General features: G+C 37.7%; 21 protein-coding genes and 2 tRNA genes. All 23 read right to left on the reverse strand.

Annotated features, from left to right (window positions below):
• Window positions 1-231 precede the first annotated feature (231 nt).
• Window positions 232-1923, reverse strand: coding sequence for an ATP-dependent protease LonB (lonB, locus tag CD001_RS21040; RefSeq protein WP_096189593.1), 1692 nt, complete (start codon window positions 1921-1923; stop codon window positions 232-234).
• A 1010-nt stretch (window positions 1924-2933) separates the two neighbouring features.
• A complete protein-coding gene (gene clpX / locus CD001_RS21045) occupies window positions 2934-4196 on the reverse strand; it encodes an ATP-dependent protease ATP-binding subunit ClpX (protein WP_096189594.1) in 1263 nt (420 codons plus the stop codon).
• Between the two features lie 784 nt (window positions 4197-4980).
• Entirely contained in the window at window positions 4981-6276 is a 1296-nt protein-coding gene (tig, locus tag CD001_RS21050) for a trigger factor (RefSeq protein WP_096189595.1), read from the reverse strand.
• Window positions 6277-6436: 160 nt separating this feature from the next.
• Window positions 6437-7483, reverse strand: coding sequence for a DUF3196 family protein (locus CD001_RS21055; RefSeq protein ID WP_096189596.1), 1047 nt, complete (start codon window positions 7481-7483; stop codon window positions 6437-6439).
• Between the two features lie 417 nt (window positions 7484-7900).
• Window positions 7901-7977, reverse strand: a tRNA-Arg gene (locus tag CD001_RS21060).
• Window positions 7978-8521: 544 nt separating this feature from the next.
• Window positions 8522-8595 (reverse strand) — tRNA-Gly (locus tag CD001_RS21065).
• 589 nt (window positions 8596-9184) lie between these two features.
• Window positions 9185-9700, reverse strand: a complete 516-nt coding sequence (locus CD001_RS21070; RefSeq protein ID WP_096189597.1) for a metallophosphoesterase family protein — start codon at window positions 9698-9700, stop codon at window positions 9185-9187.
• Window positions 9701-9747: 47 nt separating this feature from the next.
• Complete coding sequence (locus CD001_RS21075) at window positions 9748-10347, reverse strand: XTP/dITP diphosphatase (RefSeq protein WP_096190708.1); 600 nt, start codon at window positions 10345-10347, stop codon at window positions 9748-9750.
• An 8-nt stretch (window positions 10348-10355) separates the two neighbouring features.
• A complete protein-coding gene (gene rph / locus CD001_RS21080; protein ID WP_096189598.1) occupies window positions 10356-11126 on the reverse strand; it encodes a ribonuclease PH in 771 nt (256 codons plus the stop codon).
• A 231-nt stretch (window positions 11127-11357) separates the two neighbouring features.
• On the reverse strand, window positions 11358-12509 hold the full coding sequence (locus CD001_RS21085; protein WP_096189599.1) for a GerMN domain-containing protein: 1152 nt from the start codon (window positions 12507-12509) through the stop codon (window positions 11358-11360).
• 324 nt (window positions 12510-12833) lie between these two features.
• Entirely contained in the window at window positions 12834-14000 is a 1167-nt protein-coding gene (gene spoIIP, locus CD001_RS21090) for a stage II sporulation protein P (RefSeq protein ID WP_096189600.1), read from the reverse strand.
• Between the two features lie 305 nt (window positions 14001-14305).
• Window positions 14306-16297, reverse strand: a complete 1992-nt coding sequence (locus CD001_RS21095) for a methyl-accepting chemotaxis protein (RefSeq protein ID WP_179298847.1) — start codon at window positions 16295-16297, stop codon at window positions 14306-14308.
• Between the two features lie 273 nt (window positions 16298-16570).
• Window positions 16571-17404 (reverse strand): DUF4037 domain-containing protein, encoded by an 834-nt coding sequence (locus tag CD001_RS21100; protein WP_096189602.1) that lies wholly within the window; start codon window positions 17402-17404, stop codon window positions 16571-16573.
• Window positions 17382-17606, reverse strand: a complete 225-nt coding sequence (locus tag CD001_RS21105) for a hypothetical protein (RefSeq protein WP_096189603.1) — start codon at window positions 17604-17606, stop codon at window positions 17382-17384. The genes CD001_RS21100 and CD001_RS21105 overlap by 23 nt, the downstream gene beginning before the upstream one ends.
• A gap of 91 nt (window positions 17607-17697) precedes the next feature.
• Window positions 17698-18069: an HAD-IIIA family hydrolase gene (locus tag CD001_RS21110; protein WP_096189604.1), complete on the reverse strand. Its 372-nt coding sequence runs from the start codon at window positions 18067-18069 to the stop codon at window positions 17698-17700.
• Complete coding sequence (locus tag CD001_RS21115; RefSeq protein WP_179298848.1) at window positions 18042-18272, reverse strand: hypothetical protein; 231 nt, start codon at window positions 18270-18272, stop codon at window positions 18042-18044. The genes CD001_RS21110 and CD001_RS21115 overlap by 28 nt, the downstream gene beginning before the upstream one ends.
• A 93-nt stretch (window positions 18273-18365) precedes the next feature.
• Window positions 18366-18716 carry an NUDIX hydrolase gene (locus CD001_RS21120; RefSeq protein ID WP_257009887.1) on the reverse strand — a complete coding sequence of 117 codons (351 nt, stop codon included), beginning with the start codon at window positions 18714-18716 and terminating at the stop codon, window positions 18366-18368.
• A 169-nt stretch (window positions 18717-18885) separates the two neighbouring features.
• Window positions 18886-19362 carry a tetratricopeptide repeat protein gene (locus tag CD001_RS21125; protein WP_257009888.1) on the reverse strand — a complete coding sequence of 159 codons (477 nt, stop codon included), beginning with the start codon at window positions 19360-19362 and terminating at the stop codon, window positions 18886-18888.
• Window positions 19363-19373: 11 nt separating this feature from the next.
• Complete coding sequence (locus CD001_RS21130) at window positions 19374-20099, reverse strand: alpha/beta fold hydrolase (protein WP_257009889.1); 726 nt, start codon at window positions 20097-20099, stop codon at window positions 19374-19376.
• Window positions 20100-20115: 16 nt separating this feature from the next.
• Window positions 20116-20547 carry a cytidine deaminase gene (locus CD001_RS21135; protein ID WP_096189606.1) on the reverse strand — a complete coding sequence of 144 codons (432 nt, stop codon included), beginning with the start codon at window positions 20545-20547 and terminating at the stop codon, window positions 20116-20118.
• 74 nt (window positions 20548-20621) lie between these two features.
• Window positions 20622-21329: a Type 1 glutamine amidotransferase-like domain-containing protein gene (locus CD001_RS21140; RefSeq protein ID WP_096189607.1), complete on the reverse strand. Its 708-nt coding sequence runs from the start codon at window positions 21327-21329 to the stop codon at window positions 20622-20624.
• Between the two features lie 649 nt (window positions 21330-21978).
• Window positions 21979-22188, reverse strand: coding sequence for a hypothetical protein (locus CD001_RS21145; protein WP_096189608.1), 210 nt, complete (start codon window positions 22186-22188; stop codon window positions 21979-21981).
• 26 nt (window positions 22189-22214) lie between these two features.
• A complete protein-coding gene (locus tag CD001_RS21150) occupies window positions 22215-22922 on the reverse strand; it encodes a hypothetical protein (protein ID WP_096189609.1) in 708 nt (235 codons plus the stop codon).
• Window positions 22923-22945: the final 23 nt, after the last annotated feature.

Consider the following 22945-nt stretch of genomic DNA (forward strand, 5'->3'; position numbering starts at 1 on the left):
ACGTCATGAAGATTTTGTTCAAACTATGATGATTCAATTTTTGAAAAAGTGAACAACCTCTTTTATTGTTCAATTTTATCCTATTGTACCTACTTTGTCTAACGTTGTGGAATGTTTCCAATTAAGGAAGATTTTTTTGCTTACTGTGTATTATTCATGATATCCTTCAGTGCTTTAAAAACATAGAAAAGGAAGGAAGGAGCCCGGTCGAAGGCTCCTCCAATGCCGGTATTATGTTAATCCTCCTGACTGGTTCAATGCAAATGATGCAGCTGGAGGAAGCATTTGATTTTCCTCGAGATCTTCCACATCTACTTTCTTCAATAATGCCAGCTTAAACACTTCCTCTAACGTTTCTACAGGGTAAATTTCCATTCCTTCGAAATCTTTTAAAATTGACTGGAAATTCCCTTTTGGTATGATTACTTTTGTTGCCCCAGCTAACTTTGCCGCTTCTACTTTAGCGACTACACCGCCGACTGGTTTAACATGACCGTGAATCCCCAGTTCCCCTGTCATCGCCACTTCGTGAAAAACAGGGAGGTTGTAAATGGCTGAATAGATTGCTGTTGCCATCGAAATCCCCGCAGAAGGTCCATCAACTGGAACACCACCAGGAAAGTTTACATGTATATCGTAATTAAACGTTTCGATTCCCATATTACGCAAAACAGTTAAGACATTTTCAACTGAGCCTTTTGCCATGCTTTTACGTTTAACTTGCCGATTATGAGTTCCTGTGCTTTCTTCTTCGGCAATTCCTGTAATGTTGATAGTCCCTTTTCCTGGATTTTCCATAACGGTAACTTCGATATCCAACACAGCACCCATATTCGGTCCGAACACACCTAATCCGTTTACGAAACCGACTTTATTTTCCGGATGAATTCTTTTTTCTGGTCTAGGCGGACGCTGACTCGAATGAATGACCCACTCTACATCTTTAACTGTAATATTGTTTCGATCTTCGCTTGTCGCCATTCCTGCAGCAATTTGAATGATGTTGACAGCTTCTCTCCCGTTCGTAGCATATCTTGATACAAGCTCTAACACACCATTTTCAATCGTTGCACCAATCTTCTTTACAGCTTTTTCTGCCACAATCGAAATTTCCGGCGGTGTTAACTGACGAAAATACACTTCCATACAACGAGACCTGATTGCTGGAGGGATTTCTTCTGGTGTCCGTGTCGTAGCACCTATTAACCGAAAGTCTGCTGGAAGACCATTCTTAAAAATATCGTGAATGTGATCAGGTATTTGATTATTCTCTTCACTATAATATGCACTTTCAAGAAAAACACGACGATCTTCTAATACTTTTAATAATTTATTCATTTGGATCGAGTGAAGTTCACCAATTTCATCTATAAAAAGCATTCCACCATGAGCCTTCGTAACAGCTCCTTGTTTAGGCTGTGGAATTCCAGCTTGTCCCATCGCACCAGCACCTTGATATATCGGATCGTGTACTGAACCGATTAGCGGATCTGCAATCCCTCTTTCATCGAATCTTGCTGTAGCCCCATCTAATTCTACAAAAACAGAGCTTCGTTTAAATGGCGAGTGCTCATTATTTTTTGCTTCTTCTAAAACGAGCCGTGCAGCAGCTGTTTTCCCTACACCTGGCGGACCATATATTAAGACATGCTGCGGGTTAGGACCGCATAATGCTGCCTTCAACGAACGTATACCGTCTCGCTGACCGATTATATCATCGAACGTTTTTGGGCGTATTTTTTCAGAAAGTGGTTCACTTAACCGTACTGCTCTCATCCTCCTAAGCTGTTCCATCTCCTTACGTGATTCTTTATCAACAGACACACGCTGGGTCCGCTGGTTTTTTAAAAGGTTCCAAAAGTATAGACCAATTATCACACCGAAAAATAGCTGGATAAAAAAAGCCAATCCAGTAATACCCATATTAAATCCTCCTCACTAAATGTTTGCTAGTGGTGTTTAGTATTTCCTGATCACCCATGGATAATCTTGATTTAAAAAGGAGGCAATAATTGGTCATAATAAATAGGGAATTCATCCACCTCTTACCACGCAAGGGAATTTTTCACTTTCTATTTCAAATAAGTATCCGCCCGTAAAACGGGCGGTTTTCATTTCGCCCTATAAGGGCACTTTACCACCAGAGTCCCTTAAGGGACCTTATTTAATTTGGTCCGTGCCAAAAGAATTTTGAGGACATCCCTTTTCTAATCAAATAGAATTCGAAATCGCTATAAGGCGGACGCTTTCACTCCAAAGCACAAGTGCGACATCTACTCGTGCTGCACTTCGTTTGCATTCGTAGTGTCTTCTTTGCAGCGGGCAATGCCTCAACTTCCTAGGTGCCACACTGTATGCACCTAGGGGATTTTCGTCGATTGCTTTTCCCGCCTGAGTCACCGCCTAGGCGCTCTTTCGAGTACATGATAATAGTTAAATGACATACTAATACCAGAAAAAACGTTGTGGGAAGTTGTATCTCAGCTCATTTTTATCTCACTTAAATGGGAATGGGCTTTTGTTATCAAAGATATTTATGTTCATTTCGTATCCATCATTTAAGATAATAAATGACATGACGCAAATAAAGTTTTCATCCAAAGGTGGAAGGTACTGCGCGACTGTCTCTTCCTCTACTAGTATAGCTCTGTCGTTTATCCGTCGAGACAAATCGCTGTATTTCGAAGAAGCAATGCTCTTTCCTACGTAAAACGGACGAGTTGAGATCCCTTCGAGCTTGGTCGAAGTAGCTCAACCGTTCGTCCGTGGAAAGCAAGCAGTATACCTTCCAACTATTCGTTACTTTTAAAGAAATCTCACGAATACAATCCTTAAAGGTTTATTTTCACACTGGCAGAGCCTGTGGTTTAAAAAGACTATAATAAAAAACCCCGACATAATCGGGGTTTTGAATTCATTCATTCCACAAATAGTTAAGCACTTTCTTTTGGCTCTTCAATAATTTCACCATCGGACGATTCAAGTGTCGGACGTTTATTATCACGGACCGATTCATCTGTAATAACACATTTAGCGATATCTTCACGTGATGGCAGTTCATACATGACATCAAGCATAATACCTTCAATGATGGATCGAAGACCACGAGCACCTGTTTTCCGTTCAATTGCTTGTTTAGCAACTTCTCGTAATGCTTCGTCTGTAAATTCAAGTTCCACATCGTCAAGTTCAAGCAATTTTTTATATTGCTTTACAAGGGCATTTTTAGGTTTCGTTAAAATCTCTACAAGCGCATCTTCATCTAAAGGCTGTAAGCTTGAGATTACCGGTAAACGCCCGATAAATTCAGGGATTAAACCATAGCGAAGTAAATCCTCTGGTAAGATTTTTGCTAAAAATTCACCGTCTTTTAAATCTTCTTCAGTTGTCTCTGATCCAAAGCCGATCACTTTCTTACCTAAGCGACGCTTAATAATTTGTTCGATTCCATCGAAAGCACCACCGCAAACAAAGAGAACGTTTGTCGTATCAATTTGAATGAACTCTTGATGAGGATGTTTACGTCCGCCTTGTGGAGGTACGCTAGCGGTAGTTCCTTCAAGAATTTTTAGCAACGCTTGCTGTACCCCTTCACCAGATACGTCTCGAGTAATAGATGGGTTTTCAGATTTACGTGCAACCTTATCAATTTCGTCAATATAGATAATTCCACGCTCTGCTTTTTCAACGTCATAATCCGCAGCTTGGATTAGTTTAAGTAAAATGTTTTCAACGTCTTCACCGACATAACCTGCTTCAGTCAAAGAAGTTGCATCAGCAATTGCAAACGGCACATTCAATATACGTGCTAACGTTTGAGCAAGTAGCGTTTTCCCGCTCCCTGTCGGCCCGATTAAACAAATATTACTTTTAGCAAGCTCAACTTCATCATTTTTACTTGAAGAATTCACACGTTTGTAATGATTATAAACAGCTACAGATAAGGTCTTTTTCGCTTGATCTTGACCAATGACATAATCGTTCAATATATCACGGATCTCTTGTGGTTTTGGAATGTCTTCCATTTCCACCTCTTCTTCACTGCCCAATTCTTCTTCAACGATCTCAGTGCACAATTCAATACACTCATCACATATATATACGCCAGGACCAGCGACTAGTTTACGTACTTGGTCTTGTGTTTTCCCACAAAAAGAACATTTTAACTGTCCTTTTTCTTCATTAAATTTAAACATTCAATTCACCCCTAACAGTAATGTTAAACGAAGCTCTGTCTTTTTCGCTTATAAAATGAGGATTGCCCTTCCTCGCCAACAACAATTGATACGTTGCTTGAACAGCGCAACATTTGACGACGATATACATTCGGCTCATCACTCAAAAATATGTTGTTTACCGGTTTTTAGCCCCTATTTTATCGAGTTGGACAACTCTTAAGTGATTCACTTTATACGTATGTTTACATTGTACGTTTCCGTTCCAAATTTTAAACGGACGACTGTCCAAAATAAACGAATGGAAGGTTGGGGATATTTTGCCAAACAACCACTTATAAAATTGTAACACATATGATGCAGTGAATCGAAAGTCAAGCCTTCTTCGATATTGTGTGCGAAAAAACATTTAATTGTTTCATCAGAATAAATCACCGTTTCTAATCTGTCAAACAATTTGAGGTTATCCGGACGTCCATTATTTTCCGCCTATAGCGGATCGCTTAATTATGTATTGATTGACTATCTCAATTTATGAAGAAAGGTCTCCTTCTATAATCTACCAATAAAAACATTTCTTCTTGAAATGAGCTTTTTAATACAATACCACATTAAAAAACAGATTACCTTGTTTTATGTCCAAAGAAATTTCTCCATCTTTCGAAAGTCTTTGTAAAAAAAGCTCAAATTATGATGGAAGATTATACTGAATCTCATGTAATGATTCGTTTTTAAATGAAATAGTATTTATAGTATGTATAAAGCAAGGCACGATCTAGTCGCGCCTTGCCAAACGGTCGTATTATTATTTTGCAGTTTTACTATTCTCGACTAAGAAATCAATCGCTTTGCGAACTTTTAAGTCACCTTTTAATGTATCAACGCCACCTTGCATAGCAAGAATTTGTTTAATCTCATCAGCAGAGCGTTGGTACGTTTCAGCCATTTGATCGATCTCTTTATCGACGTCCTCATCAGATACTTCTAAGTTTTCAGCTTCAGCAATTGCTTCAAGTGTTAAGTTCATGCGAACACGCTTTCCAGCATCGTCCTGGAACTGAGCTTTCATACCTTCTTCGTCTGTTTGAGCAAATTGGTAATACATGTCAAGTGACATACCTTGAGCTTGCAGACGCTGACCAAATTCTTGGAGCATGCGGTCTACTTCTGTATCAATCATCGCTTGTGGAATGTCGATCTCAGAGTTCTCTGCAGCTTGTTCTACAAGTGAATCACGCTTTGCTGCATCTGCTTCCTGCTCTTTACCTTTTTCAAGTTTTTCCCGGATATCTTTTTTAAGTTCATCAAGTGTTTCGACATCTTCATTTGCATCTTTCGCAAATTCGTCATCTAGTTCAGGAAGTTCTTTACGTTTTACATCATGAACTTTCACTTTAAATAATGCAGGCTTTCCAGCTAATTCTTCAGAATGATAGTCTTCTGGAAATTCAACATTTACTTCTGTTTCTTCACCAGCTTTTGCCCCGACTAGCTGCTCTTCAAAGCCCGGAATAAACTGACTAGACCCGATTTCTAAAGAGTAGTTTTCTGCCTTTCCACCTTCGAAGGCTTCTCCGTCAACGAACCCTTCAAAGTCCATCACAACTGTATCGCCTTCTGCTACTTCACCATCTTCGATCGCTACTAAGTCAGCGTGACGCTCTTGTAGTTGTTTAACTTCCTCTTCAACATCTTCATCTGCTACAGTAACGTCTTGTTCTTCAACTTCAAGACCTTTGTATTCGCCTAATTGAACTTCTGGTTTCACTGTTACTGTCGCTTTAAAGATAAGTGATTGACCTTTTTCGATTTGATCGATATCAATCTCTGGACGATCAACAGGTTCAATTCCTGCTTCTTCTACAGCTTCTGAGTAGGCTTGCGGAAGTAGAATATCTAAAGCATCTTGATAAAGTGACTCGACGCCAAAACGTTGTTCGAAAAGTCCTCGAGGTACCTTCCCTTTACGGAAGCCAGGTACATTTACTTTCTTCACTACTTTTTTAAATGCTTCATCTAACGCTTGATCCACACGTCCACTGTCAACTTCTACAGTAAGTACGCCGGAGTTACCTTCTTGTTTTTCCCATTTTGCAGTCATGAATACTTTCCCTCCAACAATCAAAAAATAAATAATATGCACTTTCTTCACTATTTGCAACCATCTTATTATAACACACGAAAATAGGTTTTCAATAATTTCTCTTTGTCGCTTGACAGCTTGCCATAAGAAGCAGCGTTCTTGAGAGCGAAGTCTTTCATTATGTATGATTTTCGTTCAAAGTTAATAACAGCGACTCAATTTCTTTCATATGAACGACCGCTGATTCGACTTCTTTTTCATCGACGTCATATTGATCGATAATCTCTTCTGCTGTTTCTTCCCCTTCAACTAAAGCGGATCCTAAAATATGTAATGCAGCTGCCCATGTTTCCGTATGTAATGGGACCGGTGATTTCGGATATAATGCAAACAAATAGTGCCACCATACTTGTTGAACCATCTCATATAATGATGGACTTTTTTGTGCCAATGTCTCATTCAACCGATTTAGTACATTCGCTCCAAATTTTTCATGAAAAATGTCTTCTAATTGATTAATATTGACTTCAAACGTCTCGCCAAATTTATGTACTTCAAATGTATCTGTACTATGTAATTCCTTTAAAATTTGAATGAGATAACTTTTTAGAACTGGATTATTTTCTTTTCCTTTTAAAAAACTTTGATAAGCATCTTGAACTCTCGGTGAATTAATTTGGCTTAGTCGTTGAATGGCTCCCCACTGCTGATCCGGGTCACCTCCTTCAAGTTTTTGAATTAACTCTTCCGTATTTGTTATGTTATCTACACTATCATCATAGTCTTCCTCAATTCCTGCTTGATCAGACGCCATTTGCCTCGAAAAATCAAGAAGCTGATAAAAAGATTCTGCCATATTCGGTGGTAGTCTATCTTCAGCAATAACCGTTTCCAAGAGGTGAACAACTTCTTTATAGTCGCCTAACTGTACAAGAAGAGAGACATACACTTGAAGGACATCATAATATTGTCCAATCCCTTCATGTAACATAGACTCACAATGATTCCGGGCTTCCTCAAGACGGTTTAATTCGATATTCGTAATGACAAGTCCATAACGAGCCTGGGGATGACTTGCTTCCAGTTCAGTCGATTCCTGAAAATAACGAAGTGCATCGTAATACTTTTTTTCCTTTAAGGATGACATGCCTTTTTCCACTAGCTTTGCAACAAGCCCCGGAAATAAAATAACATTATCCTCATGTCCATTCTCTTGCTTCCCCATGATTGTGTGACCACCTTTGAAAACGAATATTCTTCCTTTTAGTTTATCAATACAAATTTTGAAAAACAAATAGTATAAGAGTAAATTGTTTACTTTTCAGAAAATTCCTGATATTCCTGTTTTAAATTAAAGTATATATGATAACTTGTTTTTATTGTATACAAAACAGTCGTAAAAATGATAAAAAACGTAGTAGTGAACAATATAATTATGCAAATAAAATAGATTTAAGTGTTAAAAGGGGGAATATGCTAGTTCCTGAAGCGAGTCAACACAACAATTATCATAGTAATAACTGTAAAAACGCAGAGTAGTCATCATATCACATAAAACACTCTTCACGCTGTATCAGCATATATTTAGTTTCATAAAAAAAAACTCTGAGAATGATCTCAGAGGCTTAAATATGTAATGTAATGGCGTCCCAGGAGAGATTCGAACTCCCGACCGACGGCTTAGAAGGCCGTTGCTCTATCCAGCTGAGCTACTGGGACAAAGTATAATTCTTATCAAGTTTTATCCTGTTTCTTCCTCTCCCAGTCATCTCAATGATGGCAATGCGTCGTAACAACTCGCAGCATCTTCTTTGATGTATCGCTCGTAGCTGAGCTACTGGGACAAAGTATAATTCTTATCAAGGTTTATCCTGTTTCTTCCTCTCCCAGTCATCTCAATGATGGCAATGCGTCGTAACAACTCGCGCAGCATCTTCTTTGATGTATCGCTCGTAGCTGAGCTACTGGGACAAAGTATAATTCTTATCAAGTTTTATCCTGTTTCTTCCTCTCCCAGCTATCTCAATGATGGCAATGCGTCGTAACAACTCGCAGCATCTTCTTTGATGTATCGCTCGTAGCTGAGCTACTGGGACAAAGTATAATTCTTATCAAGGTTTATCCTGTTTCTTCCTCTCCCAGTCATCTCAATGATGACAATGCGTCGTAACAACTCGCAGCATCTTCTTTGATGTATCGCTCGTAGCTGAGCTACTGGGACAAAATTTTATTAATATCATATTAATCGGAAACTTTGTAATTATGGAGCGGGTGAAGGGAATCGAACCCTCGTCATCAGCTTGGAAGGCTGAGGTTTTACCATTAAACTACACCCGCATAATATTTAGATCTCTTTTCATGCTTGCTTATACTTTCATGTCTCTTCCTCTGCCAGTAACGCTTCGCAGTAATATCCGTCGAGACAACTCGTCGATTACTCGTGAAGCCTCGCTCGTGGCTGAGGTTTTACCATTAAACTACACACGCATAATATTTAGATCTCTTTTCATGCTTGCTTATACTTTCATGTCTCTTCCTCTGCCAGTAACGCTTCGCAGTAATATCCGTCGAGACAACTCGCAGATTACTCGTGAAGCTTCGCTCGTGGCTGAGGTTTTACCATTAAACTACACCCGCATAATATTTAGATCTCTTTTCATGCTTGCTTATACTTTCATGTCTCTTCCTCTGCCAGTATCGCTTCGCAGTTATATCCGTCGAGACAACTCGCAGATTACTCGTGAAGCTTAGCTCGTGGCTGAGGTTTTACCATTAAACTACACACGCTTTAAACGCGTTAGTTTTAAAACAAAGTTATGTAGTACATTATACTAGAAAAACAATTTTTTTCAAGGGTTAATTTGAAAAAAGAAGGATTGTTTGTTAACAGCGACATAGATTAATATATACAATCCTTCCTTTATTGTCAACTATTTCTTGAAAAACTTTTACTAAGTTCCTCAACTTTTGTTCCAGCTACATCATAAAAATCAACAACAACTTCATTTTCATCTACTGTGACAATTACATAAGTTCCGACATGAAAACGACGCGGAAGTCGCATGCTTCCAGGGTTAATAATAACCTTGCCTTTTTCTTGAACAGCTACTGGAACATGTGTGTGACCGTAACAAATCACATCTGCCCCTGATTCTTCACCCCTCAATAATATATTCATTTCTGTCATTTTTACATTTAATAAATGACCGTGCGCAATAAAAAATTTGACTCCTTCGATCTCTTTTATTTCTTCTTCTTTAAAGTCATTGCCAAAATCACAATTCCCTCTAACAGTGATGACATTTTTTAAAGGCTCTGCATGTCCGTTCAGCTCGGAATCACCACAATGAAACATCGCATCGACTTCATGTTGATGGCGATCAACGACTTGTTGAACTTGCTCGTCCCAACCATGACTGTCACTCATTATTAATGCTTTCATGATCTTCGCCCCTTGTTACAGTGTCTTCTTTGTATGTTTAGATTGACTTATGAATGTACCCATTCATCCCAATGTTTCGCTAAAATGTTTAAGGCATTTGCTCGATGACTAATTGTATTTTTTTCATGCTTTTCTAGTTCAGCCATCGTTTTATTATGTTGAGGTAAGTAAAAAATTGGGTCATACCCAAATCCATGATCACCTGAACGTTCTGTTGCAATTAATCCCTCACAAGTACCGCGAACCGTTTTTGTCTTTTCTCCAGGGATAAAGACTGCGAGTACACAGACAAACCGGGCCTGTCTCTCCTCTTCAGGTATACCTACCAGTTCCTTTAACAGTTTCTCATTGTTTGCATCGTCATTTTTCTCTATTCCCGCAAATCGTGCAGAATAAATCCCTGGTTTCCCACCTAAGGCGTCAACTTCTAATCCTGAATCATCTGAAATGACAACTTGATTTATCTGTTTTCCAATTGTTTCAGCTTTTTTTATTGCATTTTCTTCAAAGATTGTCCCATCTTCTATAACATCAACATCTTTCTCAAGGTCTAACAAAGACTTAACTTTCACACCTTTTTTCTCAAAAAATGCTGCAAATTCATTTATTTTCCCTTTGTTTTTCGTAGCAATGAAGACTTGATCAATATTCAAGGTTAAGCCTCCTCATTTTCATTTAATAGAGAAAGATCGCCAATGTTTTGTGCAAATTCACCTATTGCGTCTTTTTGCATTTGAAATAATTCATGTATGCCTTTCTCTGCAAGTTCTAACATCTCATTTAATTGAGTGCGTGAAAACGTTGCTTCTTCACCTGTTCCTTGAATTTCAACGAATTCACCATTACCGGTCATCACGACATTCATGTCAACATCAGCTTCTGAATCCTCTATATAATTTAAATCTAAAATCGCTCCATTTTTTTCATCAACACCGACTGAAATTGCTGCTAAATAATCTTTCACTGGATTTTTTTGTACAGCTTTATCATTCATGAGTTTTTCAAATGCTAAGGCCATTGCAATAAACGCACCTGTAATTGATGCTGTTCTCGTCCCGCCGTCAGCCTGAATAACATCACAATCAATCCAAATTGTCCGTTCTCCTATGACATCTAAGTCAACGACCGAACGCAAAGCTCTACCAATAAGACGCTGAATTTCCATCGTCCGTCCAGAAAGCTTTCCTTTTGAAGATTCACGAATGTTTCGCTGTTCAGTAGCACGTGGAAGCATGGAATATTCAGCAGTAATCCACCCTTTCCCTTGTCCTCGTAAAAATGGTGGGACACGGTCTTCGATGCTGGCAGAACATATCACTTTCGTATCACCGAATGAAATAAGGACAGACCCTTCTGGATGTTTAATATAATTAGGTATGATTTCTACCTTTCGTAATTCATTTGTTTCACGTTCGTCTGGACGCATCGTATCACTACTCCTTCATTATGTACATTATGTATGGATCATGTTTCAACGGAATTCATGAATAACCGTTGGTATACTTCAATGTCTCGACAAAGCATGGCGCTTTCTTGTTTAAAATCGAGACAAGAACAACGAGATAAACTATCTTCATAGTTAGAAAAAGAGGCAGCCACCGGCTACCTCCTTAATCATAATTGTTTATATCATGAATTTCAAATCTGATTAAACGACTTAATATTCACCTGTATTCACCATATCAGGTCTCGCGACTGGTTCAGTCAGTGTTTCACCTGTGCTTACAAGAACAGCGCTTTCTGATTCAACTTGGACAGCTACATTTTCGACTTCATCTTGTTCAGTCATAGACAAGACGATCATATTTAGAACAGTTTCTGACATTGCAGTGCCTTCCATTTGGCTAAGGACCGCTTCATTAAAGTTTAATGTTAGCGTCCCACCCTGCAGTGTCGGCTCTTCAACAAGTTCAACTTCTTGTCTAAAATCAGTTAGAAGATTTGACATCATATTCGGCCCTTTTAGCAATTCAGCCATAACTGCTTCGTATTCATCTGTATTTTGGTCAACTCGTCTAGTGACTGGGACATAATAAGTTTGCTCACTGTCTTGTGCAAGGAAATAAACGACAAGAGATTTCGTTGACGCAATATCTGCGTGATCGCTTTCTTCTAAATTAATGCCATGAGATCTCGTATAACCTTGGGCTACTGGAGTGCCTCGTTGTGGCATCGTATCAATATTTTCACCGTCTACTTGTAATTTCACACGGTCAACACCTTCTATTTGAGTAACCGTCCAAGTTAATGATTGAAGAACTTGTAATTCATCTTCAGGTCTGTAATCAGTAAATTCTTCATTAAAGTTGATTGTGGCAACACCTTGATCTACCGTTGCATCAATCACTTCTGTTCCAGGAGGCAAGCTCGCTTGGAAACCATTTGGAAGCATTTCTGAAATCGGTCCACCTTGAATTAAGTAAGACACTGTTTGTTGAACATCATTTTCTGAATCTGGCAGATTAAATGTTTGAGGAGCTACCAACCCATTACGGTCTACTAAGTAAAGCTCTGTCATCGCCGTTTCTTCTGCAGCTTCTTCTGCGACTCCTCCCTTTTCCTCAGCCTCATCAGCTTCACCTACTTCTCCAATTTCTTCTACATCTTCTGTCGTAACACCTTCTCCAATGACTCCGTCCTCATCTTCTTCCATTACTTCAAGATCAAGTTCTTCATCCTCTTCGAGAAAGTCTATTTGCGGTGGATCCATCTCTTCTAACGTTTCATCAACTGGATCAGCACCACACGCAGTAAGTGTGACCGCAGCAGCTAGCAGCAACCACGTTGATTTTGTTGTAAGGCGACGCATTTTTTTCCCTCCTTGACAGTTTGTACTACCATATATACGAGCCTTTTTATAAATTAGACCAACAGATTTGGACGAACATTAGAATGAACTCTTGTATTTCCTTAACTAAAACATCCAAAGACAGTAAAACCCGACCTGGTACCCTTACTTTCTTTTTATATTTTAATTAAATTCGAAATCACTATCACCGGACGCTTTCACCCCAGGGCACAAGTGCGAAACCTACTCATGCTGCACTACATGCATTCGGGTGTCTTATTTGCTGCGGGAAGTGCCTCAACTTCCTAGGTACTACACTTCGTGTACTTAGGGGATTTTCGTCTTCTACTCGATTCGTCCTTCTTCTTTAAGCTCTAAATAATAATTAGCAAATGCTTCTGCTACTACTTCAACGGATTTATAAGATTCATCTAGCGTATTATCGACTCCACCAATCTCTAATAGAAACGAATATTCAGATAGGTCTTGATTGTATACACCATTCCCTTGGGTTCTGTCTCTCGAAAACAAACCTCTACTAAGCCCAGGTGAAAGATCTTCTATATGATCATGAAATTCATTCGCCACCTGCTCATTTTTTTCATATTCAGCATGCGATTCACCGATCACAAAGAAAGTACGTGCTAACGTTTGACCGTCTGTCTCTACAGTCGTTACATCCCTTCTAACGGAATCACGATGTAAATCAAAGAAAAAGTCAATGTCTGGATCCTCCTCTAGCGTACTATCTACTATTTCTCTAGACAGTTCATATGATTGATGAGTCTCCCACTCTCGTTCATGAAGTTTGTTCGTCATATTCGTCGTATCGACGATAACGTTAAACCCTCTTTTCTCCAATTCCTTTCCGAATTCTTCTCCAACCATCGTAATATTCACTTCATTATGAGTTGCTAGATTCGGATCATCGTTTCCTACATTTAAATGAGGCAAGTACGATTCCCAGCTATGTGTATGATATACGAGTACGGAAGGCTTATCATCTCCAATATGCGTATAATCCCTTTCTTGGTCTGAGCTTTCTGATTCAGTACTACCTTCTTCACTTTCATCTGCTGACTCTTCATAAGAAGCTTCTCTTTCTTCCATTAATACTTCTAATGGAGGGGAAGATTCATACGGTAAAGTTGTAAAGTCGGTACCTTCACCTGCTACAACGATTCTCGTATTAAATGTAGCTAGACCTGGAATTTCTCGGCCTAGCAAGCTCCGAACATCACCAGGATCCAAGCTTGTCGCCAATTGAAATGTCAAACGCGCAGGGGATGGTTTCTCAAACGTTTCAGGCAACGCTTGTTCAAAATACCGGTTTTCAAAACTCATCACATACAATAAATGTTCTTCAGTAATATTTGCTACCCATTGCTTTACATTTGCTGAAGAAACATTTGTTTCAGTTAAGACACTTACAATGATGAACAATGTAACAATACTAATGAATGTAATAATAATTGAATCTTTTGCCTGGATTATGATTGACTTTCTTTTCATGAAAAACACCTTTCTCTATTAAACGCTTTAGTTTCATTCTATGAAATGAAAAGATTAATAGAACGGACGATAATAGAGAGAGCTCGTTTTGATCTATTAGTACTAGAGTCTCAAAAATATATGTTCACCTTAAAATTATAATTTGTAATAGTTGAATTACTACTATTACAAAGATACAAATCTCGCTTTTTGGCGAGTCCAATGGCGAAAGCCTTAGTTGCAGTTATACTTTCATCCTAAATGAATAAATTCTATTAGCAAAAAGAAGCCCTATTGCGTCATAGGACTCCCCTCATTTAAAAAATCTAACGTATTTTAAAAACTTTAATCATTTCATTCAGTTTTTCACTGGATCCATTTAACACTTCTGCAGAATGAGAAATTGTCGAGATTGCTTTAATTTGTTCATCTGTAGAAGCTGTAATTTGCTCTGTTGAGGCTGCTGACTCCTCTGCAACAGCTGAAATGTTCTGGAAAGTAGCAATAACATCATCTTTAGAATGATTCATTCCCGTGATTCCCTGATTTATTGAGTCAATTGATTGAATGATCTGTCTAATATCACGATCTATAGAATTAAAAACCTGCTCAGTATCATGAACAACCTTTAATTGTTCCTCTGAAATGATATTCGTCTGGTCCATTGCTTCTGTTGCATTTTTATTTTCTTCTTGAATTCCTAAAATTGTTTGCCTTACTTGCTCGGTTGCTTCGGATGATTGTTCGGCAAGCTTTCGAACTTCATCAGCAACAACAGCAAAGCCTCGCCCATGCTCACCAGCTCTCGCCGCCTCGATTGACGCATTTAAAGCTAATAAGTTCGTTTGTTCAGAAATTTCATTGATTGTACCAATAACACCATCGACTTCTTTAATTTTAATAACGAGGTTCGAAAGTACATGATTCACTGATTGAATGACTTTCGTTGATTCGTTCGTTTTCTTTTTAAGTGTCGAAATTTGTGAAACTCCTTGGTCACTTGATTGTTTTGCACCAGCTGATAAAGCATTCATTTGCTCATTTTGTTCACTGACATTCTCAATTTGTGCTGATAACGTCATTGACATTTGATTTGCTGACTCAATTTGAGACGCTTGTTCATTTGCTCCATCAGCAATTTCAGAGATGGCTTTTCCTACTTCCTCGCTAGAAGCCGTCGTTTCTTCGGACAACGCACTTAAGCTTTCTGACGCTTGCGATACTTCAGATACTGATTCTTCAACCGAAGAAATAAGATTTTTCATACTATCAACCATCGCATTAAAATGATTCGACAATACACCGATTTCATCTTTCGACTTTGATTTTACCTGAACGGTTAAATCTCCCTTCGCCACTTTATTTACTTGCTCTTTTAAAGCACTTATTGGTTTTGTAATACTTTGTGACAAAATGTATGTGATACCGACAGCTAAAAGAATCCCAATAACAGAAACGATCGCAATAACAACTAATAATTGGTTCGATTCACTAAGTAGTCTCTCCTCTAAATAAACCGTTCCGACTTTCCACCCTGTATGTTCAATCGTTCCAAATGATAATATTCGCTCATCATTATTATGCGTGTATTGAAAATGACCTGAATCATCCAGACCAAACATTTCCTGTATGAAATCTAATTCTGATAGATCGTTTCCTCTTTCATCTGGGTGTACCATTGCAATCCCATTTTCATCAAATAAAAAGGAATACCCATCATATCCTACAATCGTTTCACTAATAATGTTATCCAAAGAATCTAAGGACAAGTCATTTGCTACAACACCTAGAATACGATTCGTCTCGGGGTCGGTTATAGACTTCGCAATCGTTAATACGTAATCACCATTACTGTTGTCCACATATGGTTCTGTAAAAATTACTTCCCCTGGATTGTCGACAGCTTTTTCATACCATGGTTGTAATGTCGGATCAAAATCATCCGGCAAGTCGATCTCAGGAACCGTATATACTTCATCTAAATGCGGAGAACCAATATAAGATAACGTTATATTAGGATATGATTCTAAATATTTTTCAAAATCTCGTTTCATACCTTCCGATGAATCTCCTGATTCACGCAAAAACTCGATAACGAGATCACTGCTGCTGTACCTATCAATGCTTTTACTGTACTGATCCAAATATAATTCCGTTACCATTTTCATTTCTTGGACACTCGAATTTGCTTGGACCATCGCATTTTCTTCAATCGAGTTTTTACTAATTAAAAACGTAACTGCTGATACTGATGTTAAAATCAAAACAATTAAAATAGTAAATGAAACGATCATTTTCGTATTAATTTTATTAAACAAAACGATTACCTCCATCATAGATGCTATGTACTAACTAGTTAACAATCGTATCTTAGCACAGGAGGTACTCAAAGTAGTTTTATTTTAAAAGTTTCGCTATTTTCTGAATCTACGTAAAAAACGTAAGCCTAATAAAAAAAGACTCGTTACAATTGATTTTTATCGTGGATCAGCAATCACCCAGGCAAAAATAATATGAAAAAGAACTACTTTACCGCAGTTCTTTTTTACAGCCTATATCCCTTGAAATCTAAGTAATCTTAACCGACCTTTTTACTGTCCTTTAGGTCTTAACAATAAGGACCTTTCGATAGCTTCGCTCACATCTAATGACGGGCGTACTTTTCTGACCAACTCAAATACTTCTTGTACGATCACTTCTAACTCTCTTAAACCCCTTTTTGGGTGATTCAATAATATTGACTCAAATCGATTATATGCATCGCGAGGTTTTATCTTCATCTCTAATAGAGAATGCTTTTGCCACTTAAAACCAGGGTGATGCACGTACATTTTATTTAAGCTAAAGAGGATCGCCATCAAATGCTCTTGAACAGACACGATTACTTTATAAAGTAACAGCCAATCTTCCCTTTCTAACAAAGCTTCACGGTTCCCCCACCTAGTTCCTAGGTCGCTATATTCCTTTATCATTGCATCTGTTAATCGATCTGGATAACCACGCACCATGGTCTGTATTGCCTTTTGTGTCGAGCGTTCTTCCAGCAATACCCCATTTCGAATCGCAGCAACTAAACATTGTTTATCCAAGTCGGTATGAAAATGATGAGTTACATCATGAACGACTTTTTCTATCGTTTTTGTTAAAAAGTGACTCATTTCCAATTTAATTCCTTGTGAAACATACGATTCAGACCATTCTTCTTCTTCATAAGGATAAAAATCAATGAGGCGTCCATTTACTTGATAAATCACTTTCATACGCTCCTCATCTGTAGGGCTTTCTTTCCACAATAGGAATAGTTCTATATCTGAATACTCATCTTCCCAATTTCGAGAAACAGAACCAGTAAGAATGACTGCATCTACTTTTTGATTTTGTATATATTCTTTCGAAATGTGTTTAGCGATAACGTTTAATTTCACGAATCAATGCCTCTCTCTCTGTCACTTTAAATGCCGTTTTCATTTGACCTTGATTATTCTTTGCTATTTTTTCATCCGACCGGACTAGTTCATCTTTTAAATGTGTTTCATCAAAGAGATGCTTTGCCATTTCACTTATTTGAAACAAAACCATTGCTCTAAATTTTTTATAACCTCTTCGCTCTTTTAGCGATTGCCCCAAGAAAATCACCTCTATTAATATTTTCATTCGATATTTTTAGATGAAAGGTTTAAAAGAGCGATAAACTACTATATGAAGTCAACTAATTGACTTATCTATTAATCTTATAAATATGATGATGGTCCATAGTAGAACCTACACCAATTCCAAATCCCTTCATATCCATATTTAAGGCTAATTCTAAGTCGACATTAGAATCACCCATCACAAAAGATTGTTCAAGGTCAATGTCTGGATATTTTTTAACAGCTTGCTTAATCATACCGTCATTCGGCTTCATGCAATCACACCCCTCACCCCTTGCATGAGGACAGTAAAAGATATCCAAAACATTTATATCATGAACGCGTAACATATCAATCATTTTTGTCGTTAGCTCCTCACATTGACTCCGATTAATAAACCTTTCGTTAATTAAGTATTGATTCGTTATGATTATGATTTCATAGCCTCTTTTTCGGATGTGCTGAGCAGTTTACCCGGAAAGTGGATTTCTCCTTCCCTTAACCCTTCTGCATAAACATCTCTAACACGAATGATATGAGAAAATAATTTTCTTAGTGTTCCTAATTCTGTTGATAAACGGAGATCCCATTTTTCGTCAGGGATTTCTGTTGCGAGTTCATTCGTCATATTTGCAGCATAAATAAAACCTTTTGTATCCATAAACGATAGTCCCCTCAATATTTCAGAATTTTTCGTTTCATTAAAACTGAAGGTAAAATGGGTGTTCGTGATGATCTAAAATTTTTTTAAGTTCTATTTGAAATTGTTCATTTTTATTAATTTTAATGCTTTTTCTGTTTGAAAAAAGCCTACATTCAAGCTTTCACGATTCGTCTTCAAACTTCCATATACCGGCTTCCCCAACCACCACATATGCTCTATATGATTATCAACCTCATCGGATATCCCGCAAAACTTGAGGATTTCAATATGAATTCCCATTTCCTCTTCTACTTCTCGTATTGCGGCATCCTTCATTGATTCATAAGGTTCTACTACTCCTCCAGGAAGCTCCCAGCCTCTAACTGGATCTTCTTTTAACAAAATTTCACGTTTCTCATTCATTACGAGAACACCAGACGTAATTTTGTAATAGTTATCCAAAGATCTTCCCCCTTAAAGCTTGTTAACTTGTAAATACATTCATACTTGCAAGATGTACATTCCCGTTTCTGCTGGAATATCATTTTTCGATAAGCTCTTGCCAGTTATATATTCTTTGTATGATGTGATTGTCCTATCGTGCGTTACAATATAATTTCATTCCCATCTATCACCAAGTTTTATCTAAGTTTTCCGAATAAAATGTTAAAGCTCTACTATATTTATTTATCCATTGATCAGACGACGTTTCAATTAATTCACTAAGTAATGTTTCTACTGCTAGCTTATGATCATTCACATTATAGAAAGTCATCGCAAGAAACACGTGTAATGCACGATTTTCTGGAAACTCTTTTAACCCAGCTTTCAAAATATTCATCGCTTCATCGTATTGACCTATACATCTAAGACTGCTGCCTAATTGGATAAAAGCACGCTCTCGTTCTTCTCCTAAAATTCCTAAAGCAAGTGCTTTTTCATAATGAGTGATCGCTTCTCGCTCTAGCCCTAATCCGTCATGTACTTCTGCACAATGAAAATGTACTTGTTTATCATTTGGATATTCTTTGGTTAAATCTAGCAACAGCTGTTTGGCTTCTTCATTTTTGTTTTCTTCTATTAAACGCCTCGCTTTATGAAGCATCATTAGCCCCCCTTTTAGTTTTCAATGTTTTTAATAAACGTTCTTACTAGTCCGTTCAACTCATCTTGCTTTTTCATCCAAATATAATGCTCAGCTCCGTCAATTTTTACAAAGCTAGCATGTTTCATAAGCTCCGATAATTGTTCTACCGGCCAAGAAGGACGAATATCGTCTTCTCCAAAAATAAATAGAGCAGGTACATCAATCGTTGAAATTTCTTTAAGTAATGTCGAACGTTTAATCCATTTTCTCCACGAGTCTAGTAACGAACGATGAACGACTTTATTTACTTCAGAAAAAAATTCAGGTGTTTCTTCACCCTTTTCGGCTTTATTTTTTTTATAACTTTCTTTCCAATCTCGGTCATTTTGAATGCCCGTTCCAGATATGGATATAAAGCGAGAGACTGACTTTGGACACTGAATCGTATAAGCTAATGCCAAGTCTGCTCCCCATGAATGGCCGATAACATTCCATTCATTAAAACCATATGCTTTCCTAATGATTTCAATTTCTTCAATGGCATTTTTCATATGATAGTTTTCTCTTCCAATTGAAGAACGTCCGCACCCTCTTGGCTCGAATGTAATGGCCTCACAAAAATCACTGACCATCTCCATTAAAGGATCCAAATAATGACAGCAGCCTGGCCCTCCGTTAATAAACAAAACTGGCTGACCCTCTCCGATCCGTTTCGTCCAAATTTCCGTACCACCGACATTGACCATTCTCTCGCTCAAAACGATCACCTCTGTGTCATATTTGTTCACTTTTATATTTTTCTGGAAGTAATTCCATTACAGCACATTTCACGACTTCACTACGATACGGAAGAATCACCTTCGCATTCTGACTATAATCACTTATTAATTCACGACACATTCCACATGGAGCTACAACCCAGCAATGTTCTTCTTTTTCATGAGGATGCGGGTGTGCTACTGCAACGATCGTATGAAAATCATGTTCTCCTTCAGAGATCGCTTTACCAATTGCCATCGCTTCAGCACAGACAGTCATGCGACCGACATTGGCTTCAACATGTACCGCAGCATAAATGCTGCCTGAATTCGTTCGTACAGCAGCACCAATGTGATGCTTTCCATACTTATAATTTTTCTTAATTACTGTTTCTGCTGCAGTAACTAGTTCTTGATCTGAATGATTAAGTTCAACAACATTTAACATGGCTTCCTCCTACGAATAACTTATAGAATCTACCTTTCAAAACAACTCGACCTACTATACTATTTCTATCCTATTTAGGGGAAATTTCCTAAATAATCGGGTTGAACGAGTTCCTCGGTTACGACTCCTTCACTATTAACTGAAACATAGTATGCTTTCGCATTCGGACGCGAGCTTACAACCTTTCGAATTCGTTGATCAACATAATGTAGAGCAACGCCGTCATCAGCTGCAACACCTGCTCCAATCTTCTTCATTTGGATAAGTTTATGATATGACGGTCTTCGCTCTTTTTCGCTATCATAATGCGGACAATTGCTTCCTTTTATATAACCGAGACAATGAATAGGTTTGAGATGATCACCAAAAGAATCCGTCAATCCTTGTTCAAACCAGCATATCGACCCTGCACTTAAGCCTGCTAAGATCGTCCCTTGTTCCCAAGCTTTATTTAATATGTTGTCTAACTGCCAGTCCTTCCATAAGGCTAGTAAATTTTTCGTATTTCCTCCTCCAACATAAATAATATCTTTTTCGAGAACAAAATCCTCTATGTCTCGTGTCGATGGTTTAAATAATGATAGATGTGAAGGTTCACATTCAAAGTGCTTAAATGAGGAATAAAACCTTGAAATATAGTTTTCTGAATCTCCACTTGCAGTTGGAAGAAAACATACTTTTGGATTCTCTTTTGGTGATTGTTGCAGCATATAATTATCTAGTAATAAATTATTTGGTTCCATCGAAAAACCGCCGCCACCTAATGCAATGATTTGCCGCAATTTCCATTCCTTCTTTCAAGAGATTGTGAAAATATCGTACTCTTTTTCATTCGCCATACTTTTACAAAATCCTGTAAATATGTGTGTTACCTGAATCCGTGATAACCGTGTTGATATGCCATACATCTACTCGCTTTCCGCGGGCAAGGGCTTCAGCTTCCTCGGGCAAATCGTCCTGCGGGATCTTCTGCTCCTGCGGTTACTCGTCGCACAAGAGAAAGCTCTTGCTTTTCCCGCAGGAGTCTCGTAGATTCCTGTCATATCCAACGATACTCTTCTGTATTACTGTTTTTAAGCTTACTAAATAAGCCTCACAATAAAATGCTTTTTGTAAGCTGCAAAAATGAGATGATCACAAAGAAGGGTTAGGTTGAAAAAGCTGAATATATTCGCTTAAATGTTAGAAACCACGGACTATGATTACCAAATTTCAAATATAGTCTGCGAGCGTGTGATACCATCTTCGATGTTAGAGTTATTAAATTCACTTCATTCCTAAACAAGTTCCAATGTACTGTTCAGAGGCTTGCTTCTATTAAATATTATTTACACTGTTTCAGCTTCCGGAGTAAAGCTTCATTTTACCTACTCTTCTCATCGTCGCGTTTTGTTTGTAGGATCATATCATCTTTATACAAAAGTGAAACCATTAATTGTTTTTCAAAGAATCAAGCTTCCTATTCATCTCTTTTATTTCATTTAACATTTCTTGTTGCAGCCTTAATTGTTCTATTCTTAATTTAGCCGCCTCCTCAACTATTTGTTCATTTTTTTCTAAATTCGATGAAGATTTTCTAATTGCAAAGATAACGACAACGATAAAAACAATCATTAATATTCCGTAATAAATAATGTCCACTTCGATCACCTCATGTAACTTTTATTTTAATGAGCGTTCCAATCAGTAATAAAAATACCTGTCCATATGATCTCATCACTACTATTTGCAGCTTCAATAACTATTTCTTCCTGAATTGGGACTTCGCTTAATGTTTTATACCAAATTCGTTCATCTTTACCGATGTTCATAATTTCCCCTTCGTACTCTTGGGAATCAATCAATAGCATCATTACTTCAATCTCATCATCAGTGATAGCACCACCGATAATAAAACCATTATCACTCGTTCTAGGCGGCGCGATGTTCACCTCATTCCTTAATGTTGACTCACTTAGTGGAAGTATTAAAACAGGTCCATTTCCTTCAGGTTTAATCATAAGCAAAGTAATCGAGTCCGTTTCATAGAGCAGGAGTAGATCATCATCGTGATGACCTTTAAATTGAACATCTTCAGATTCTTGGTTGAAAAATACATCAAAAATGAGTTCGTTTTGAAAGATTTCTATATACGTTTCAGTTCTAGAATGTTCATTAGAATGCTTCACTTCCATGACTTCTCGGTCTTTTTCGATTTCTAATCTCGACAACTCTATTTGTAATTCAAGATTCTCTTTTTCAAGCTGTTCAATCTTTTCTTTATATTCTATATCATTATCTTCCTTCACTTCTTGATTTTCAGGTTCTCTAAAAAAGAAAAATACAGCTCCTATAACAACAACAATTGCGATAAAACTTAAGTATTCTTTTTTCATTTTCACTCCCCCCTCCTTGATTA

The sequence above is a fragment of the Evansella halocellulosilytica genome (assembly GCF_002335745.1).
In the GTDB taxonomy this organism is placed as follows: domain Bacteria; phylum Bacillota; class Bacilli; order Bacillales; family Salisediminibacteriaceae; genus Bacillus_CA; species Bacillus_CA halocellulosilytica.

Bases quoted from the DNA above. Each gene is read 5' to 3' on its own strand.
- lonB (WP_096189593.1), bottom strand. From the start codon at position 1,923: ATGGGTATTACTGGATTGGCTTTTTTTATCCAGCTATTTTTCGGTGTG.
- clpX (WP_096189594.1), bottom strand. From the start codon at position 4,196: ATGTTTAAATTTAATGAAGAAAAAGGACAGTTAAAATGTTCTTTTTGT.
- tig (WP_096189595.1), bottom strand. From the start codon at position 6,276: ATGACTGCAAAATGGGAAAAACAAGAAGGTAACTCCGGCGTACTTACT.
- CD001_RS21055 (WP_096189596.1), bottom strand. From the start codon at position 7,483: ATGGGGAAGCAAGAGAATGGACATGAGGATAATGTTATTTTATTTCCG.
- CD001_RS21070 (WP_096189597.1), bottom strand. From the start codon at position 9,700: ATGAAAGCATTAATAATGAGTGACAGTCATGGTTGGGACGAGCAAGTT.
- rph (WP_096189598.1), bottom strand. From the start codon at position 11,126: ATGCGTCCAGACGAACGTGAAACAAATGAATTACGAAAGGTAGAAATC.
- CD001_RS21085 (WP_096189599.1), bottom strand. From the start codon at position 12,509: ATGCGTCGCCTTACAACAAAATCAACGTGGTTGCTGCTAGCTGCTGCG.
- spoIIP (WP_096189600.1), bottom strand. From the start codon at position 14,000: ATGAAAAGAAAGTCAATCATAATCCAGGCAAAAGATTCAATTATTATT.
- CD001_RS21115 (WP_179298848.1), bottom strand. From the start codon at position 18,272: ATGGATACAAAAGGTTTTATTTATGCTGCAAATATGACGAATGAACTC.
- CD001_RS21125 (WP_257009888.1), bottom strand. From the start codon at position 19,362: ATGATGCTTCATAAAGCGAGGCGTTTAATAGAAGAAAACAAAAATGAA.
- CD001_RS21135 (WP_096189606.1), bottom strand. From the start codon at position 20,547: ATGTTAAATGTTGTTGAACTTAATCATTCAGATCAAGAACTAGTTACT.
- CD001_RS21150 (WP_096189609.1), bottom strand. From the start codon at position 22,922: ATGAAAAAAGAATACTTAAGTTTTATCGCAATTGTTGTTGTTATAGGA.